The organism is Klebsiella sp. ME-303, assembly GCF_007910085.1.
Lineage (GTDB): Bacteria > Pseudomonadota > Gammaproteobacteria > Enterobacterales > Enterobacteriaceae > Klebsiella > Klebsiella michiganensis.
The window spans coordinates 145895-162360 of the sequence record NZ_VOJB01000083.1 but is presented as its reverse complement, the minus strand read 5'-3'; the positions used below and the strand labels follow the sequence as shown (position 1 = coordinate 162360).

17 protein-coding genes are annotated in these 16466 nt (G+C 54.0%); 11 read left to right on the top strand and 6 right to left on the bottom strand.

Features of this window, described 5'->3' with window-relative positions; all coding sequences use genetic code 11:
• On the bottom strand, positions 1-66 hold a 66-nt coding region (locus tag FQK12_RS27705), incomplete at its 3' end, for a hypothetical protein (protein ID WP_261393133.1).
• 338 nt (positions 67-404) lie between these two features.
• Here FQK12_RS27705 and msrB point away from each other — a divergent pair.
• Both msrB and FQK12_RS17575 read left to right on the top strand, forming a co-directional pair.
• Entirely contained in the window at positions 405-818 is a 414-nt protein-coding gene (gene msrB / locus FQK12_RS17580; RefSeq protein ID WP_004121465.1) for a peptide-methionine (R)-S-oxide reductase MsrB, read from the top strand.
• A gap of 42 nt (positions 819-860) precedes the next feature.
• Positions 861-1136, top strand: coding sequence for a YeaC family protein (locus FQK12_RS17575; RefSeq protein WP_004850031.1), 276 nt, complete (start codon positions 861-863; stop codon positions 1134-1136).
• Positions 1137-1196: 60 nt separating this feature from the next.
• Here the strand turns inward: FQK12_RS17575 and yajD are convergent, their stop codons facing one another.
• Together yajD and FQK12_RS17565 are read right to left on the bottom strand one after the other, a co-directional pair.
• On the bottom strand, positions 1197-1541 hold the full coding sequence (gene yajD, locus FQK12_RS17570; protein WP_004138290.1) for an HNH nuclease YajD: 345 nt from the start codon (positions 1539-1541) through the stop codon (positions 1197-1199).
• Positions 1542-1641: 100 nt separating this feature from the next.
• A complete protein-coding gene (locus tag FQK12_RS17565; protein WP_014228952.1) occupies positions 1642-2895 on the bottom strand; it encodes a glycoside hydrolase family 18 protein in 1254 nt (417 codons plus the stop codon).
• A 325-nt stretch (positions 2896-3220) separates the two neighbouring features.
• Here FQK12_RS17565 and FQK12_RS17560 point away from each other — a divergent pair, with 325 nt between their 5' ends.
• The 8 genes from FQK12_RS17560 (at position 3221) to FQK12_RS17525 (ending at position 11961) form a co-directional block, all read left to right on the top strand.
• Positions 3221-4297: a zinc-binding dehydrogenase gene (locus FQK12_RS17560; protein ID WP_014228953.1), complete on the top strand. Its 1077-nt coding sequence runs from the start codon at positions 3221-3223 to the stop codon at positions 4295-4297.
• Positions 4298-4323: 26 nt separating this feature from the next.
• On the top strand, positions 4324-5703 hold the full coding sequence (locus FQK12_RS17555; protein WP_014228954.1) for an MFS transporter: 1380 nt from the start codon (positions 4324-4326) through the stop codon (positions 5701-5703).
• A gap of 17 nt (positions 5704-5720) precedes the next feature.
• Positions 5721-6764 (top strand): NAD(P)-dependent alcohol dehydrogenase, encoded by a 1044-nt coding sequence (locus tag FQK12_RS17550; RefSeq protein ID WP_014228955.1) that lies wholly within the window; start codon positions 5721-5723, stop codon positions 6762-6764.
• Positions 6765-6788: 24 nt separating this feature from the next.
• On the top strand, positions 6789-7625 hold the full coding sequence (locus FQK12_RS17545) for a ketose-bisphosphate aldolase (protein ID WP_014228956.1): 837 nt from the start codon (positions 6789-6791) through the stop codon (positions 7623-7625).
• 4 nt (positions 7626-7629) lie between these two features.
• Positions 7630-8577 (top strand): sugar kinase, encoded by a 948-nt coding sequence (locus FQK12_RS17540; protein WP_014228957.1) that lies wholly within the window; start codon positions 7630-7632, stop codon positions 8575-8577.
• Between the two features lie 9 nt (positions 8578-8586).
• Positions 8587-9570, top strand: coding sequence for an aldo/keto reductase (locus FQK12_RS17535; protein WP_014228958.1), 984 nt, complete (start codon positions 8587-8589; stop codon positions 9568-9570).
• A gap of 133 nt (positions 9571-9703) precedes the next feature.
• On the top strand, positions 9704-10462 hold the full coding sequence (locus FQK12_RS17530; RefSeq protein WP_014228959.1) for a DeoR/GlpR family DNA-binding transcription regulator: 759 nt from the start codon (positions 9704-9706) through the stop codon (positions 10460-10462).
• Between the two features lie 140 nt (positions 10463-10602).
• The gene (locus FQK12_RS17525; protein ID WP_014228960.1) at positions 10603-11961 is read left to right on the top strand and encodes an MFS transporter; all 1359 of its coding nucleotides are present in this window, start codon (positions 10603-10605) and stop codon (positions 11959-11961) included.
• 37 nt (positions 11962-11998) lie between these two features.
• On the opposite strand, the gene pncA is transcribed toward FQK12_RS17525, so the two are convergent.
• The 3 genes from pncA to sppA all read right to left on the bottom strand — a co-directional run bounded on the left by pncA (position 11999) and on the right by sppA (position 15615).
• Positions 11999-12640 (bottom strand): bifunctional nicotinamidase/pyrazinamidase, encoded by a 642-nt coding sequence (gene pncA / locus FQK12_RS17520; RefSeq protein ID WP_014228961.1) that lies wholly within the window; start codon positions 12638-12640, stop codon positions 11999-12001.
• A gap of 10 nt (positions 12641-12650) precedes the next feature.
• On the bottom strand, positions 12651-13667 hold the full coding sequence (gene ansA / locus FQK12_RS17515; protein WP_004850037.1) for an asparaginase: 1017 nt from the start codon (positions 13665-13667) through the stop codon (positions 12651-12653).
• Between the two features lie 94 nt (positions 13668-13761).
• Entirely contained in the window at positions 13762-15615 is a 1854-nt protein-coding gene (gene sppA, locus FQK12_RS17510) for a signal peptide peptidase SppA (RefSeq protein ID WP_014228962.1), read from the bottom strand.
• A gap of 166 nt (positions 15616-15781) precedes the next feature.
• Here sppA and FQK12_RS17505 point away from each other — a divergent pair, with 166 nt between their 5' ends.
• Entirely contained in the window at positions 15782-16333 is a 552-nt protein-coding gene (locus FQK12_RS17505; RefSeq protein WP_014228963.1) for an NAD(P)H nitroreductase, read from the top strand.
• Positions 16334-16466 lie beyond the last annotated feature (133 nt).

The following is a 16466-nucleotide window of genomic DNA, read 5'->3' as shown; positions in this document are numbered from 1 at the left end:
CTGAGCAGCACGGAAAACAATGCGACCGATACGGCCAAAACCGTTGATACCTACTTTGATAGTCATATATTCCACCAGCTATTTGTTAGTGAATAAAAGGTTGCCTGTAAAATTACAAAAACCTTACGCAGCGTCAAGCGGAATCGTGTCAATCATTGCGACAAATCAATCCAGAGCATGCCTTTGCGCGGTCGATTTATCCCACTTTCCCTTTGAGCCCAATTCCATATGGGGGCTGCGCCCGGAATTTTAAAGGTCACTGAAGATAAAAATGTGATATTCATCACAATTGTGTGGCTGCCTTTTGGCGTCGCCTAAGTTTAGAACAAAAGTGCACGCTTCATTGTTAATATTTTGTTAGAATTGACGTGAAAAGTTGTCCTTTCACAGCGAGAAGCAAGCCAATGTCGAATAAACCCTCTTCGGACGAGCTCAAAAAAAATTTGAGCGAGATGCAGTTTTACGTGACGCAGAATCACGGTACTGAACCGCCGTTCACCGGGCGGTTGCTCCACAACAAACGCGATGGCGTCTACCACTGCCTGGTGTGCGATGCCGCGCTGTTTCACTCGCAAACCAAGTATGATTCCGGCTGCGGCTGGCCAAGCTTTTATGAGCCCGTCAGCGATGACGCTATCCGCTACCTTAATGATTACTCCCACGGTATGCAGCGCACGGAAATTCGCTGCGGAAACTGCGATGCTCACCTTGGGCACGTATTCCCGGATGGTCCACAGCCTACCGGAGAGCGTTTTTGTGTTAATTCGGCCTCATTAAGCTTCACCAATGATGAAAACGGTGAGCAAATTAAGGGTTGAAAAAACGATTCAGCAAATTATTCCAAACGGGGTTGGCGGAAGATGGAAATTGAGCGGATTATTGACGGTATGACGCCGGAAGTTTATCAGCGCCTGGCGACGGCGGTTGAGCTGGGTAAATGGCCGGACGGCGTGGCGTTGACTGACGAACAGAAAGAGAACTGTCTGCAGCTGGTGATGCTCTGGCAGGCGCGATACAACGTTGACGCGCAGCATATGACCATCGATACCAACGGGCAGATGGTGATGAAGAGTAAACAGCAGCTGAAAGTTGACTTCGGCATTACGCCGCAGCCTATCGCGACCTTTAAATCCTGAGGCTGAAAAGGCCTGCGTCAGCCCGGCTAACTGCGCGCCGGGCTTTGAGGTATCACAGCGTTACTTCTTGTTCATCATCGCTTTAAGATCGGCGAAGGGGTTATATTTCGCTTCGCCGACGCTTTTCTGCGCATCTTCGCCAGCGACCACCGTCGAGCCATACAGATCGGCTTCAGTGTATTTTGAGTGCTCATGATCGTGACAGTACAGGCACAGCATCTCCCAGTTGCTACCATCTTCCGGGTTATTGGAGTGGTCGTGGTCAATATGGTGTACCGTCAGTTCACGCAGGTTTGAATAGACAAACTCTCGCGAGCAGCGTCCGCAGACCCAGGGGAAGAGCTTCAGCGCTTTTTCGCGGTAACCGACTTCCAGACGGGCGTAGTTTTTCGGGATATAAGCCATAATACCCATGCCTTTTGTTGCAAATGAAAAGCTGCGCCGGAGCCGGCGCAGCGGAATGGGGTTATCATAACCTATTGTGCTGGCGCTGACACCGCGCAGATCAGCGTTTGATCCCCAATGACTCGGCCAGCTGTTTCGCTAACTGATTCTGGTCATCGGCGCCGTACTCCCAGAACATCGCGCCACCCAGCCCCTTGCTCTTGATGTAGTCAGCCTTGATGGCCACCGAGCGCGGGTTCTCATACGAAAGCGCAAAGAGGGCTTGACCGTCGGCGGACTGCACCGACAGCCACGGTACCTTCGCTTCATCATCCCAATGCTGAGTAAAGCGCTTCTGCGGATCGTTGATTAACTTCGCCACGATATCGTTATATTTCACATAGGTATCTTTGGTCAGATCGACGCCCAGCGATTCGAACAGTTCAATCTGTTGAGCCGCAAAGTAGGGGCGGGTGGCCGGGTTTTTCTGCGCGTCCGGCTTGCTCCAGTCAATACCCGGCTCGACGGCGCGTTTGGGTATCCGGCCATAGAAACCAATCCCCAGGTTCATCTGGCTCGCCTTTAGACCGGCGGCAAGGTAGTTGTTCACTATAAAGTCCGCGCTGTACTTATCCGCTTCTGCGACCGTCGGCCAGCGGGTTGAATCATACAGGTTGGAATTGAAGTACTGGGTACCGTAGGCCAGGTCGTAGGTCATCAGGTTGATGTAGTCGAGCGATGGCGCAATGGCTTTGACGTCCACCCAGCTTTTTGGGCTCTCCGCGTTGGCGCCTACGGCGATGGTCACCAGTTTTTTATTACCGACCGCCGCGCGCAGCTCTTTCAGCAGGGCGGTAAAATTATCGCGATCGGCCGGTTGGCTGGCGACCAGCCCCCACGCGCCGTTGACCGGATACTCCCAGTCCAGATCGATCCCATCGAGACCGTATTTTTCAATAATCGCCTGAGCGGACTGAATAAACACCGCCCGGGTTTCCTTCGTCGCCGCCGCGCCGGAGAATCCGCGCGCTCCCCAGCCGCCTACGGAAAGCAAGACTTTCAGGTTCGGGTTCTGCTGGCGCAAGCGGGGGATTTTCTGTAAATCAGCCTGCACTTTCGGCGACAGCCAAATTTGATGCAGCTTGCTCGGATCTTTCAGGGCGGCGTTGGTTTCGTCTTTTTCATCGTTGTAAACCAGACCAAACGAGTAGTTGAGATGGGTAATCTGGCGTACGTCCAGTTTATCAATATCGCCGCCTGGACCGGCAGTGACGTCGCCGCCGCCGTTAAAGTAGCCGACGGACATCAGTGAGTTAGCGGAAACAACGCTCGCGCAGAGCAGGGGTAAAGCTGCCAGTAAAGGCAAAAGTTTCATAGCGGATCCTCTTTGACTTAAAAGTGACATTGAAAAGCAAACACGCCACGGAAATGGCGTGGCGAAAAAAACAGCTCGTGCAGCCTAGCATCTTCCGCTGCGCAAAAATGCGAAGCGGTTCACGGCTGCATTAGCGAAGCGGTAGTGAGACGACGTCCTTTTCTTCACTTCAATCATCTCCCTCGGCGAATTTTACCGTATTTGTGATCTGAGTTGTGAAATGCAGATCAATATCTGTGTTTTAAAGATTTAATATTGACCTCAAAGATTCTGTGGTTAAGTATGGCTTTCACTGATGCAAAATCATTAAACAAAGGAAAACGCAATGAAAGCACTGGCAAGATTTGGTAAGGCCTTTGGCGGCTATAAGATGATTGATGTTCCGGAGCCGGCGTGCGGACCGGATGACGTGGTGATTGAAATCAAAGCCGCCGCCATCTGCGGCGCGGATATGAAACACTACAACGTGGACAGCGGCTCCGATGAATTTAACTCCATTCGCGGTCACGAATTTGCCGGTGCAATTGTCCGGGTTGGCGAAAAGGTCAAGGACTGGAAGGTCGGCCAGCGGGTGGTTTCTGACAACAGCGGGCACGTCTGCGGCGTGTGTCCGGCCTGCGAACAGGGCGATTTTCTGTGTTGTACAGAAAAAGTGAATTTAGGCCTGGACAACAATACCTGGGGCGGCGGATTTTCGAAATACTGCCTGGTGCCGGGGGAGATCCTCAAAATTCATCGCCACGCGCTGTGGGAAATCCCGCCGGGCGTTGATTACGAAGAAGCTGCGGTGCTGGATCCTATCTGTAATGCCTATAAATCGCTCGCCCAACAATCCAGGTTTCTTCCCGGTCAGGACGTGGTGGTTTTCGGTACCGGTCCATTAGGGCTATTTGCCGTACAGATGGCGCGCATTATGGGGGCCGTTAATATCGTGATGGTCGGTCTGGAAGAGGACGTCGCGGTGCGTTTCCCTGTTGCCAAAGCGCTCGGGGCAACGGCGGTCGTCAACGGTTCATCCGAAGATGTGGTCGCTCGCTGCCAGGCAATCTGCGGCAAAGATAATCTGGGGCTGGTTATCGAATGTTCCGGCGCCAATATCGCTCTCAAACAATCCATTGAAATGCTGCGCCCCAACGGTGAAGTGGTGCGCGTAGGTATGGACTTCAAAGCGCTGGACTTCTCCATCAACGATATCACCGCGTGGAACAAAAGCATCATCGGGCATATGGCCTATGACTCTACGTCCTGGCGCAACGCCATTCGCCTGCTCGCCAGCGGCGCTATCAAAGTCAAACCAATGATCACGCATCGCATTGGCCTGTCGCAATGGCGCGAAGGGTTTGACGCCATGGTCGATAAAACCGCCATCAAAGTCATCATGACTTACGACTTTGATGAATAACCCCGTGATAAAAGGAACGTTATCCGATGGAACAGATAGCAAAACCGCACTGCGGCGCCAGGCTGGATCGCCTGCCTGACTGCCGCTGGCACTCTTCGATGTTTGCCATGGTCGCTTTCGGATTACTGGTCTGCTGGAGTAATGCCGTTGGTGGATTAATTCTCGCGCAGTTAAAAGAGCTCGGCTGGACCGACAATTCGACTACCGCCACGTTCTCCGCCATTACCACGGCAGGTATGTTTCTTGGCGCGCTCGGCGGCGGCATCATTGGCGATAAAATTGGGCGTAAAAACGCGTTTATTTTGTATGAAGCGATTCATATTATCGCCATGGTCATCGGGGCGTTTTCCCCGAATATGAGCTTCCTTATTGCCTGTCGTTTTGTCATGGGCGTGGGATTAGGCGCGCTGCTGGTGACCTTATTTGCCGGTTTCACCGAATATATGCCCGGCAGAAATCGCGGAACATGGTCCAGTCGGGTCTCGTTTATCGGTAACTGGTCTTATCCGCTCTGTTCGCTGATCGCGATGGTATTAACGCCGCTAATTAGCGCGGAATGGAACTGGCGCGTGCAGCTGTTGATCCCGGCCGCGTTGTCGCTGATTGCTACCGTGATTGCCTGGCGCAGTTTCCCTGAGTCCCCCCGCTGGCTGGAGTCTCGCGGGCGCTATGCGGAAGCTGAGGAGATAATGCGGGCCATTGAAGGGCGGGTGGCTCGGCAGACGGGCAAGTCGCTGCCGCCGGTAGTTATCGATGATGACGGCAAACCGCCGCGCGCCGTTCCTTATTCGGCCTTATTAACGGGGGCATTGCTGAAACGGGTTATTTTAGGCTCCTTCGTGCTGATAGCCATGAACGTCGTCCAGTACACCTTAATTAACTGGCTACCGACGATATTTATGACCCAGGGTATTAATCTGAAAGACTCTATTGTCTTAAATACCATGAGTATGTTCGGCGCGCCGTTCGGGATTTTTATCGCCATGCTGGTGATGGATAAAATTCCCAGAAAGACGATGGGTGTAGGTCTGTTAGTGTTAATTGCCGCGCTGGGATATATCTATTCGCTGCAAACCAGCATGCTGCTGATTACGTTAATTGGCTTCTTCCTGATTACGTTTGTCTATATGTACGTCTGTTACGCCTCGGCGGTTTATGTTCCGGAAATATGGCCGACTGAAGCGAAGCTTCGCGGGTCGGGTCTCGCGAACGCGGTGGGGCGAATCAGCGGTATCGCCGCGCCTTATGCGGTGGCGGTACTGCTTAACGGCTATGGCGTAACCGGGGTGTTTGTGCTGCTGGGGGCCGTCTCCATTATTGTCGCTATCGCTATTGCAACCATCGGAATTGAAACTAAAGGCGTCTCTGTCGAAAGTCTCGGTATTGATGCAGTTACCAGCAAATAATATTGACGGGCAATAAAATGAAAAATTCAAAAGCGATATTAAAAACACCGGGCACGATGAAAATTATCGCTGCCGATATCCCGGTACCCAAAGAACATGAAGTGCTGATCAAAATTGAATACGTCGGAATTTGTGGTTCAGATGTCCACGGTTTTGAGTCGGGGCCCTTTATTCCGCCGAAAGACCCTAATCAGGAAATTGGTCTGGGACACGAATGTGCCGGTACGGTGGTGGCCGTAGGCAAAAGCGTGAGCAAATTTAAGCCGGGCGACCGGGTGAATATTGAACCCGGCGTGCCGTGCGGCCACTGTCGCTACTGCCTGGAGGGAAAATACAATATCTGTCCCGACGTCGACTTTATGGCCACGCAGCCAAATTATCGCGGTGCGCTAACCCACTATCTATGCCATCCGGAGAGCTTCACTTACAAACTGCCCGATAACATGGACACCCTTGAAGGCGCTTTGGTGGAGCCTGCGGCGGTTGGCATGCATGCCGCAATGCTGGCGAACGTCAAGCCGGGCAAGAAAATCGTCATACTTGGCGCAGGCTGTATTGGCTTAATGACCCTGCAGGCATGCCTTTGCCTGGGGGCAACCGACATCGCGGTGGTTGATGTGCTGGAAAAACGCCTTGCCATGGCCGAACAGCTCGGAGCCAAAGTCGTTATCAACGGCGCGAAAGAGGACACCGTTGGGCGCTGCCAGCAGTTCTCCGGCGATATGGGGGCCGATGTTGTTTTTGAAACGGCCGGGTCGGCCATCACCGTTAAGCAGGCTCCTTACCTGGTGATGCGCGGAGGAAAAATCATGATCGTCGGTACGGTTCCCGGTGATTCAGCCATCAATTTCCTCAAAATTAACCGTGAGGTCTCGATTCAGACCGTCTTCCGCTATGCCAACCGCTATCCGGTCACCATAGAAGCGATCTCCTCCGGGCGTTTCGATGTGAAATCGATGGTGACGCATATTTATGATTTTGAGGATGTTCAGCGCGCGTTTGATGAATCCGTTAATAACAAACGCGAGATTATTAAAGGCGTTATTAAAGTTAACCATTAATGTATTGCAAAGGGAGAAACAACCATGCTGGCAGATATTAAATATTGGGAAAGCGATGCTCAGAATAAACATTATGCGATTGCCCACTTTAACGTGTGGAATGCGGAAATGCTGATGGGAGTTATTGATGCAGCGGAAGAGGCTAAGTCGCCGGTGATTATCTCTTTCGGTACCGGATTTGTGGGCAATACCTCGTTTGAAGATTTTTCGCATATGATGGTTTCGATGGCCAAAAAGGCGTCGGTTCCGGTGATTGCTCACTGGGACCACGGGCGCAGCATGGAGATAATCCACAACGCCTGGGTCCACGGCATGAATTCGCTGATGCGCGACGCTTCAGCCTTTGATTTTGAAGAGAACATTCGCCTGACCAAAGAGGCGGTGGATTTCTTCCATCCGCTGGGTATTCCGGTTGAGGCGGAGCTGGGGCATGTGGGGAATGAAACGGTCTACGAAGAAGCGCTGGCGGACTATCACTATACCGACCCGGATCAGGCGGCGGAGTTCGTCGAGCGTACCGGCTGCGATTCGCTGGCGGTGGCGATTGGCAACCAGCACGGCGTCTATACCTCAGAACCGAAATTGAATTTTGATGTAGTGAAACGTGTGCGCGAGGCGGTATCCGTTCCGCTGGTGCTACACGGCGCGTCCGGCATTAGCGACGCGGATATTAAGCAGGCCATATCGTTAGGTATTTCGAAGATTAACATCCATACCGAACTGTGCCAGGCGGCGATGGCGGCGGTACAGGAGAACCACAATCAGCCGTTCCTGCACGTAGAACGTGAAGTTCGCAAAGCGGTGAAAGCGCGCGCGCTGGAGAAGATCAAACTGTTTGGTTCTGACGGGAAAGCGGAATGACAATATGGATAATATCGAGGTTATTTGTCTGGGCGCGGCTATCGTAGATATTCCTCTGCAGCCGGTGAGTAAAAATATCTTTGATGTCGACTCTTATCCGTTAGAACGTATCGCCATGACCACCGGGGGAGATGCCATTAATGAGGCCACTATTATTTCCCGACTCGGTCACCGAACAGCATTAATTAGCCGGATAGGGAACGACGCTGCAGGACATTTTATTCTTGAACACTGCAGCCGGGAGAATATTGATATCCATAGCCTGAAGCAGGATAGCGAAATCGATACCTCAATCAACGTGGGCTTAGTCACCGCCGATGGCGAGCGTACTTTTGTGACTAACCGCAACGGGAGCCTGTGGAAGCTGAATATTAACGATGTTGATTTTGACCGCTTCTCTCAGGCAACGCTGCTGTCGCTGGCGAGCATTTTTAATAGCCCGCTGCTCGACGGCAAAGCGTTAACGGAGATCTTCATTCAGGCCAAAGCGCATGGGTTAATTATTTGCGCCGATATGATTAAGCCGCGGCTTAACGAAACCCTTGAGGATATTCGTGAGGCGCTGAGCTACGTCGATTATCTGTTTCCCAATTTTGCCGAGGCAAAACTGCTCACCGGCGAAGAGACGCTGGATGAGATTGCCGACTGTTTCCTGAGCTGCGGTGTAAAAACGGTCGTCATCAAGACCGGCAAGAGAGGCTGCTTTATTAAGCGTGCCGATATGAAAATGGAGGTTCCGGCGGTTTCTGGCATTACCGCCATCGACACCATTGGCGCGGGGGACAATTTTGCCTCGGGATTTATCTCCGCGCTGCTGGAAGGCAAACCGCTGCGCGACTGCGCGCTGTTTGCTAACGCAACGGCCGCGATCTCGGTGCTTAGCGTAGGCGCCACCACGGGCGTGAAGAACAGAAAGCTGGTTGAACAACTTCTCGACGAATACGAAGGGTAATAGCAGCAGATGAAAATGATTCCTTTAGGCAGTACGGATATGACGCTTTCCCGCATGGGATTAGGCACATGGGCCATTGGCGGTGGCCCGGCATGGAACGGCGATCTCGACCTGCAGATATGTATCGATACCATTGTTGAGGCGCATCGCTGTGGGATCAATCTGATTGATACCGCGCCGGGCTACAACTTTGGCAACAGCGAAGTGATTGTCGGCCAGGCGCTTGAACAGCTGCCGCGCCGTGAAGTCGTCGTCGAAACCAAATGCGGTATCGTCTGGGAGCGGACGGGTAGCCTGTTTAACAAGGTCGGCGATCGCCAGCTGTACAAAAACCTGACGCCCGAGTCGATTCGCGAAGAGGTGGAGGCCAGCCTGCAAAGGCTGGGTATCGACACCATTGATATCTATATGACCCACTGGCAGTCGGTGGAGCCCTGCTTTACGCCAATTGCGGAGACCGTCGCCACGCTGAACGCGCTAAAGAAAGAGGGCAAGATTCGCGCCATCGGCGCGGCGAACGTCGATGTCGGGCATATCAGGGAGTACCTCAAACACGGCGAGCTGGATATCGTGCAGGCCAAGTACAGCATTCTTGACCGGGCGCTGGAAGCCGAGCTGCTGCCGCTCTGTCAGCAGAACGGTATTGTGGTGCAGGTCTACTCGCCGCTTGAACAGGGGCTACTGACCGGCACTATCGGCCGTGATTATGTTCCCGGCGGCGCGCGTGCTAATAAGGTCTGGTTCCAGCGGGAAAATATGCTGCGCGTGATTGATATGCTTGAGCAGTGGCAGCCGCTGTGCGAAAAATACCGCTGCACCATCCCCGCGCTGGCGCTGGCGTGGATTTTAAAGCAAAGCGATTTAATCACCTTACTCAGCGGCGCCACGGCGCCCGAACAGGTGCGTGAAAATATTGCCGCGCTGACCATCGCTTTGACGGATGATGATTCATTATTGATGAGACGAATGGCGGAAGCGGTGGAGACAAAATAAGAGCGGCATCATTGACCTCTGTTTCTGTGTAAAAGAATATTGGAATCTGCTATTCGGACATGTTATTTTGAAAACAAACATATCCTGGCAGAGGCCAGGGGGTTATTACTTTGCGGGAAACAGAGGTGTTATCGTGGCGGCAAAAGACAGGATTCAGGCCATTAAGCAAATGGTGACGAACGATAAGAAAGTGGCGGTTTCTAATTTAAGCGCAATTTTTCAGGTCACTGAGGAAACCATACGCCGCGATCTGGAAAAGCTCGAAGATGAAGGTTTTTTGACCCGAACGTACGGCGGTGCGGTATTAAATACCAGTGCTTTATCCGACAATATTCATTTTTATAAACGGGCAAAGTCTCATTTTGAAGAGAAGCAAATTATTGCCCGTAATGCCTTGCCGTTTATTAAAAATAAAACCACCATGGCTGCCGATTCCAGCAGTACGGCGATGGAGTTATTAAAGCTGCTAAAGGAGAGAAACGATCTCACGCTGTTAACCAACTCGGCGGAAGCATTTCATGAGCTGGCGCAGTCGGAAATAAATGTTGTTTCGACCGGCGGAGAACTGAATAAGAACACGCTGTCGCTGCAGGGGCGGATCACCAAGGAAATTATCAGTCGTTATCATGTAGATATTATGGTAATGAGCTGCAAAGGCCTCGATATGCAGAGCGGGGCGCTTGACTCTAACGAAGCGGAAGCGGAAATCAAGAAAACCATGATTCGCCAGGCAGCCGAAGTAGCTCTGCTGGTCGATCACTCCAAATTCGATCGTAAAGCGTTCGTCCAGCTGGTGGATTTTAGCCATATTAATTACCTTATCACTAATAAGGCGCCCGGTGCACAGTGGATTGCTTTCTGTAAAGAAAATAATATTCAACTGGTTTATTAACTTCGCCGTTGGTGGTGTCGATATTGTTTTCGTTTGCACCTGGGTAATGCCATAAAAATTTAATGATGACGGACAGCGCGGCAAAGTGACCCTGCCGCCAACGCCATACTTTATAATTTAGCTGAATTTGAGGCATCCAGATGGAACAATGTGACCCTATCGGCGCAAGATTAGACCGCTTACCCTTGTCGCGATTTCATTTTCGTATTTTTGACATTATTAGTTTTAGTTTATTAATCACCGGTTTCCTAAGCTATTCCGGTAACGTGGTGCTGGCAAAATTAGTCAGCAACGGCTGGTCAAATAATTATCTCAATGCGGCATTTACCTCGGCGCTGATGTTTGGCTACTTTATCGGCTCGCTGACCGGCGGTTTTATGGGGGACTATCTCGGACGGCGCAAAGCTTTTCGCGTCAATTTACTGATCGTCGGGATCTCTGCCTGTGCGGCAACCTTTGTGCCCAATATGTACTGGCTTATCTTATTCCGCTGTCTGATGGGCTGCGGGATGGGCGCGCTGATTATGGTGGGCTATGCCTCATTTACCGAATTTATTCCGCCCGCGGTGCGCGGCAAATGGTCCGCCCGACTGTCGTTTGTCGGCAACTGGTCGCCCATGCTGTCGGCGGCCATCGGCGTTGTAGTGATTGCTTTTTTAAGCTGGCGGATGATGTTTCTGCTCGGCGGTGCGGCTATGCTGTTGGCCTGGTATCTGTCGGGGATGTATTTTATTGAATCCCCCCGCTGGCTGGCCGGCAAGGGGCAACGACACGCGGCTGAAGAACACCTCCGGCAGGTGGAGTCGCAAATCGAGAAAGAGAAAAACATCACATTGCCGTCCTGGCAGAATACTGCCCCGGTGGCGGAGCCGTGCGCGGAAAGCGACTCTTTCTGGCTGCTGTTTAAAGGTCAGATGCTGCGGCGAACGCTGGTGGCGATCACGGTACTGATCGCCATGAACATTTCGCTCTATACCATCACGGTGTGGATCCCAACGATTTTCGTCAATTCGGGGATCGACGTGACGAAATCTATCTTGATGACCGCGATAATGATGGTTGGGGCGCCGGTGGGGATATTTATCGCCGCGCTGATTATCGACCGTTTTCCGCGGCGATTATTTGGCTCATTTCTACTGATAATTATTGCGGTGCTCGGCTACTTCTATTCGATTCAAACCGCAGAGTGGGCCATCTTAAGCTATGGTCTGGTGATGATATTTTTCCTGTATATGTACGTCTGCTTTGCTTCAGCGGTATATGTGCCGGAGCTGTGGCCAACGCATCTCCGTCTGCGCGGTTCAGGTTTTGTTAACGCGGTAGGCAGAATTGTCGCCGTATTTACCCCTTACGGCGTCGCTATCCTGCTGACCCGCTACGGCGCGATTACCGTATTTATGGTTCTTGGTTTATTGCTGGCGCTTTGCGCGCTGATTCTGTTTTGTTTTGGCATCGAAACGCGCAACGCGTCGCTGGAAGAGATTTCCGCTCTGGCCTGAGATAACGCGCCGACAGGACAATGCCTGTCGGCGTATTTTATGCGTGGGTTTCCAGCCAGTCGTCAAGGGTATAGAGAGTTGCGCCCGCGGCGGCCATCTCCATAAACGCCAGATTGCTATCCTGCGGCTGAATATTCACCCCGCGGCAGCCGTCGGTAATCACGTTGACGGTGTAGCCCAGATTGAGGGCGTCAAGCACGGTAAACTTGACGCAGTAGTCGGTGGCGAGCCCCAGCACCGTTAGCTCGCTGATGCCGCGCTCGCGCAGCCATGCATCGAGCTGCGTTTTCTGCCGGTGGCCGTTGTCGAAAAAGGCGCTGTAGCTGTCAATGGCCGGATTTTCCCCTTTGTGGAACACGGCGGCAATATCCTGCTGTTTGAGCAGCGGATGCAGCGCCGCGCCTTCGCTATTCTGCACACAGTGATCCGGCCAGAACGTCTGCGCCAGGCCATCAAGCTCGCCCTGGGTATAGGGTTCGACCTGATGCTGACTGGCAAAGCTGCCGTGGTTCGCCGGGTGCCAGTCCTGGCTGGCAACTACCGTTTCGCCCCGCGCCAGGCTCCAGGCGATAAGCTGGTTGGCGACGTCCACCGTGCTGTCGCCCTGCGGGACGGCTAGCGCGCCGCCGGCGCAGAAATCATTTTGTAAATCGACCAGTAGCAGCGCGCGCTGGGTCATGTGCTTCTCCTTACTCATCGGGTGTCAGTTCGCCGCGCAGATTCTCCTGCATGGCGTGACGGATAGCCGCCACGTCCAGATCCTGGCTCAGCAAATAGTGTAGCTTGGTCAGCGTGGCCTCGACGGTCATATCAAATCCGCTAATCACGCCAGCCTGCGCCAGCGCGTTGCCGGTGGCGTAGCCGCCCATGTTGACCTTGCCGGACATACACTGGGTCAAATTAATCACCACGATACCGCGCTGGCTGGCTTCGGCCAGGACCTGAATAAACTCGCCGTTCTGCGGCGCGTTACCGACGCCATAGGAGCGCAGGATCAGCGCTTTGACCGGCTGGCGCAGGAAGTTGCGCACCACGTCGGCGGAAATGCCGGGATAAATCGTCACCACGCCAATCGGCTGCGGCGTGATAGGGTGAACCACCAGCTCGCCGCTGCCGTGCGGCGCGGGAGGCGTGCCGAGCCGGCGAATATGGATACCGGCTTCCAGCAGCGGCGCCAGGTTGGGCGAGGCGAAGGCGTTAAAACCGTCGGCATGGGCCTTCGTCGTGCGGTTGCCGCGGTAGAGGCGATTATTGAAGAACAGCGACACTTCGTTAATCGGATAGTTGGCGGCGACGTACAGCGCGTTGAGCAGGTTAATCTGGCCATCAGAGCGCAGTTCGGCAAGCGGGATTTGTGACCCTGTCACAATGACCGGTTTTCCCAGATTCTCCAGCATGAAGGAGAGCGCCGAGGCGGTAAACGCCATGGTGTCCGTGCCGTGGAGGATCACGAAACCATCGTACTGGTCATAATGGTCGCGAATATCGTCGGCGATATGCTGCCAGTCTTCCGGCGTCATATCGGAAGAGTCCATTAACGGGGCGTATTCATGAATGGTGAAGTCCGGCATCTCCGGGCGGTGAAACTCGGGCATCAACGCCAGCTGGCGCTGTAAATGGCCGGAAACGGGGATATAGCCGTGTTCAGAACGCTGCATACCAATGGTGCCGCCGGTATAGGCAACGTAAATAGATTTCTTCTGCATAGCATCGCTTAGGTTAAACGTAGACAGGCGCAGTATAGAGGGGCGGAAGAAAAAATAAAGTAAATGCCGCCCCACGGGATGGGGCGGCAGAGGATTAACGAATATTGGCGCAGGTTAAGCAGAACGCGTAGCGGTTCTGCGGATCGTTGAATGCCGCCAGCTTATCGCTCTCGGTTTTCACCGCATTGGCCGCCGCGGCGACCGGTGCGGGCAGATACGCCTGGACCGCTGCCGGCAGCGCCGCGCGAACGGAACCCGTCAGGCTATCCACCACCATCGAAAAGAAGGTCGGTTCTTCCTGATAGTAGTTGATATGCCACTGTTTCAGCTTCGCCAGTTCGGCGGCTTTTGCCACCGCGTCGTCAAAGTCGCCAAGGCTATCGACCAGGCCGTTCGCTTTTGCATCTTCACCGGTCCAGACGTGGCCCTGAGCGATTTGGTCAATTTTCTCCGGCGTGCTCTTACGCGCGTTCGCCACCAGGGTAATAAAACGCTTGTAGCCGTTTTCGATGCTGAGCTGCATCAGCTGTTGCACTTCCGGAGGCAGCGCTTTGGTGGTTGAGACATCAGCCAGCGGCGAGGTGGCCACGCCGTCGGTATGGACGCCAATTGAGCCGAGGGTATCTTCGACGGTATTGATCACCCCAAAGATACCGATAGAGCCGGTAAGGGTGCTGGGGTTGGCGACGATATAATCCGCCGGGGTGGAGATCCAGTAGCCGCCGGAGGCTGCCATGCCGCCCATTGAGACCACCACTGGTTTACCGGCCGCTTTTGCCGCCGCCAGCTCTTCGCGAATCATCTCGGAGGCGCTGACGCTGCCGCCCGGGCTGTTAACCCGCAGCACGATCGCTTTCACTTTCGGATCGAGGCGCGCGTCGCGGATCTGCGCGGCGGTGGTGTCGCCGCCGACGTTACCCGGCGTTTCTTCGCCATCCATAATCGCGCCGTTAGCAAAGATAACCGCTATTGCGGAACCCTGGTCGGCAGGCGTTTTCAGCGTGTAATCGTAGTAGCTGATCGCGCTGTAGTTGTTGTCCTCTTTACTCCAGCCAAACTGTTTAGTCAGCGCTTTTTCCACCTCGGTAGAGGTGCCCAGCGCATCAACCAGCTTGTTATCCAGCGCGTATTTTGCCGTGTCGCCATCGACTTTACGCAGGCCGTCAATCACGCCCTGAGCGCCGGGGAACAGCTGCTGAGCGGTGATCTGGCGGTTGGCGGCAATGGTATTGAGGTAGTTTTGCCACAGCTCGCCAATCCAGCGGCTGTCCGCCTCGCGCGCCGCCGGGGACATATCATCGCGGATAAACGGCTCTACCGCTGACTTGTAGGTGCCGACGCGGAAAACGTGGGTCGACACTTTGAGCTTGTCGAGCAGCGATTTGTAGTACAGGCCGTTGGTCGCGAAGCCGTGCAGGTCCACTTCGCCCTGCGGCGAGAGCCAGATCTTATTGGCGAAGCTGGCCAGATAGTACTGACCCTGGCTGTAGCTGCTGCCGATGGCATATACCGGCTTGCCGCTATCGCGGAATTCGCGCAGCGCTTTACCGATATACTGCATCGACGGCTGATCGCCGCCGGCAAAGTCCTTCAGATCCAGCACGATACCGGTGATATTGCGGTCGTCTTTCGCCTGGCGAATTGTCTGCACAATGTCGAACAGCGAGTTTTCCTGCAGGCGATCGGAACTGGCGCCAAACAGCTGGCGGCCAATCACGCCAAGCTTGCTGCTGGCCGAGGGTTTATCGACCACCACGCCGGTGATATCCAGCAGCAGCGCGCCGCGGGTAGCGTGCTCTGTCGTTGTACTACTGAACTGGGCCCAGATGCCGACGCAGGCCAGCACCAGCACCAGGAAAACCACGTTCAGTGCGAGCTGGCGAATGAAATTTAGCACGCGCCATGTCCATTTAAAAAATCCGGCGAGCAGTCGCCAAAGAGTTCGCATGTATTCTCCCTAACCATAATCAAAAATGGGCGAGCCGCAGGGGCTGCCGCGTCTGGCTATCCTAATGAGAGTGCCGTCGGTTGTCAGCAGGAATCACCCGTTGGGCTGTAACAAAATCCTTGCGCATGTTAATTTTATGAAAAATCACATCACAGGAGTTATACAGATGGATGCTCTCGAACTACTGGTTAATCGCCGCAGCGCTTCACGTCTGACCGACCCGGCTCCGGCGGGCGAACAGCTGGAAAACATCCTTCGCGCTGGCCTGCGCGCGCCGGACCACGGGACGCTGCAGCCGTGGCGCTTCTTCATTATTGTCGATGAAGGGCGCGAGCGCTTCAGCCAGCTGCTGGAAAAAGGCGCGGTGGCGGCAGGGGGAGATGAAAAAGCGATTGAAAAAGCGCGCAGCGCGCCGTTTCGCGCGCCGCTGATCATTGCGGTGGTGGCGCGCTGTGAAGATCATCCGAAGGTGCCAAAGTGGGAGCAAGAGATGTCGGCGGGCTGTGCGGTGATGGCCATGCAGATGGCGGCCGTGGCGCAGGGGTTTAACGGCATCTGGCGCAGCGGCGCGTTAACCGAAAGCCCGGTTGTACGCGAAGGGTTTGCCTGCCGCGAGCAGGATAAGATCGTGGGCTTTCTCTATCTGGGGACCCCGCAGCTCAAAGCGTCAACCACCATCGCTTTGCCGGATACCGCACCGTTCGTGACGCGCTTCTGAGTCCGTTCTCGTTATGCCGGGCGGGCCCGGCTCACCGGCTCCTCCGGGGGAGTAGCCCGGCTAAGCGCAGTGCGAGCTGGGTGGAAGCAGTGCCAGTCTATCAGACTTGACACTTTTCCCGGAGGCGGTGCTG